The sequence below is a fragment of the Iodobacter arcticus genome (assembly GCF_042664895.1).
Taxonomy (GTDB): Bacteria; Pseudomonadota; Gammaproteobacteria; order Burkholderiales; family Chitinibacteraceae; genus Iodobacter; species Iodobacter arcticus.
Map to the genome: position 1 here is coordinate 1 of NZ_JBHTBQ010000013.1, position 2,166 is coordinate 2,166.

Genomic DNA, 2,166 nt, shown 5'->3' on the forward strand with positions numbered 1-2,166 from the left:
CGTCCGCATATGGGATTGGGCGGCATCACCCCGAAACAAAAACTGGCATTACATGCCTAGCCTCTACTTTTAAGTGAGCTTAAAAACGGGGGGATTACCCCAGGGCCTCGAGTAATAGTGCAATATTCTAGACTGGTTACTTATTAAGCAATACTAAAAACATACCCGCCATAGAAAAACCTCACACCATCACGCAAGGCTTTCTATCTATTAACTATTTCCACCCAAACAGCCAATAAATAGAAACAACATATTCAGCACGCTTGAAACTACAGGCACGCATTAAATACACAACGCCAAAACCATCTAAAAAAATACGAATCACCTTACAAAAATCAAACAGACGAGCTAGTTTTTTTCCTTACGCGCAGACCAAGCGTCAATAACCCCATAGCTAATAAAGAAACTTGCTCAGGCTCAGGCACGGGACTAATTGCAACATGGTCAAAAACAAGTAAATCATTGTTATTGGTTCTTGGATTTATATTTTTAAATGTAATCGATTGAATTCGATCTACTCCAGATGCGTCAAACCGAAGGTAAACATTTCTACCTGTTATTCCTGGCACAAATGCTGGCAATGCAATATTTTCCAACTTTCCTAAATTTACACCATTTACATAAACCTCATGGTCAGTGATTGGATACTGTGAAGGATGAGTAGATAATGATTGGAAATTAGAAAGCCCAACACCAAAAGAGGATATAGGAGTTGTGAGCTTAAAAGTGACGCTATTTACTCTTATCCCTTCGTAAGGATAGGAATTATTGGTATTTCCCAACAATATTGACCGACCATCCCAATGATTATTTATTGTCCTCTCAAATGATGAAGACGAAAACACATTAGGAAGAGATGTATAAGTCGCTGAGCTAGGGCTATTAAGTAAATATGATAAGTTTGGCACCAAAACTTTATCTTCGAAATCTTCAATTGTATATCCAGCCAACCCAAAAATAGCATCCATTTCTGCTGTATTTTTTTTATATAAAGAAGGGGAAAATGCTGTAACTTTCACTGCCGCAAACACAGGAGTAAGCGTCATAAGTGCTGCCGTGCTGACTAAAACCAAAATTCTCTTAATGTATTTCTGCATAAAAAATCTCTTCAAAAAAAAGTATAAAAAAGTCAATTTAAAATTAATTTATTCGTATTTAAAAACAACAAACTTTCAAAACCAACACACAGCCAATCTACACTTCCATATATCTCACAAATAAGAATAATCCTTCAATAAAAAAATTAATCAATAAATAGTTTTTAAAATGCATCATGCTATAAAAATATATTTTAGTTAAAACATTTACATCTCATAAAAAAAATACAGAAAACTTACACAGAATATTATATGCCATTAGCAATAAAAAAAACAACATTAACCGCGCAATGTTACCTTATTTTTATCTAAACAAATAAATTTACTCGACCCCCACATTTATATAAATCCTAAAAGTTAGTCTGGTAATTTAATAAAGCCATTCGTAATTCTTGTACATTTTTTTTGAAATATGGAGGAGAGGACGCTTTACCATTTAATTATTGGGAGCTCTCTAGTTCTAGCTATATATATAAAATACGATACTACAATATTAATTACCCTACCCAATCAAAGACGATAAATCCGCCAACTAAGGCAACCTCGCCAATAAAGCCTACAATAAAGATACAAACCAGTTATGCACAAAATAACTTCTATTTTTTCAGCGAATACCTGCCAAACGAGGCGACACCGACTTTATTGGTGCTTCTATCCTCTAAAGAGTTTCCCTGACATTTCAACCAAATATTTAAACCAAGTGCCTAGAGAAAATGGCAACTGCAAAGCTTAACCAATACTCCCATCATTTGGTAATCCCCCCGTTTTTAAGCTCACTTAAAAGTAGAGGCTAGGCATGTAATGCCAGTTTTTGTTTCGGGGTGATGCCGCCCAATCCCATATGCGGACGTTCGTTATTGTAAGTCCAAAGCCATTGCGTTGCGGTTTCTTGTGCTTCAGCGAGGCTTTCAAAATCATCGCAGGCCAACCATTCATAACGCACAGTTCGATTATAACGCTCGATATATACATTCTGTTGTGGATTACCTGGCTGAATGTAAGCTAATTCAATCGATTGTTGCTCTGCCCAATTCTTTAGCAGATGGCTAATATATTCAGGGCCATTATC

The 2,166-nt window shown here is 35.9% G+C and carries 2 protein-coding genes; both read right to left on the minus strand.

Annotated features, from left to right (window positions below; translation table 11 throughout):
- Positions 1–335 precede the first annotated feature (335 nt).
- The gene (locus ACFQNF_RS08145; protein ID WP_380187508.1) at positions 336–1,097 is read right to left on the minus strand and encodes a PEP-CTERM sorting domain-containing protein; all 762 of its coding nucleotides are present in this window, start codon (positions 1,095–1,097) and stop codon (positions 336–338) included.
- 790 nt (positions 1,098–1,887) lie between these two features.
- The coding region (locus tag ACFQNF_RS08150; RefSeq protein ID WP_380187509.1) for a transposase at positions 1,888–2,166 on the minus strand (279 nt) is incomplete at its 5' end.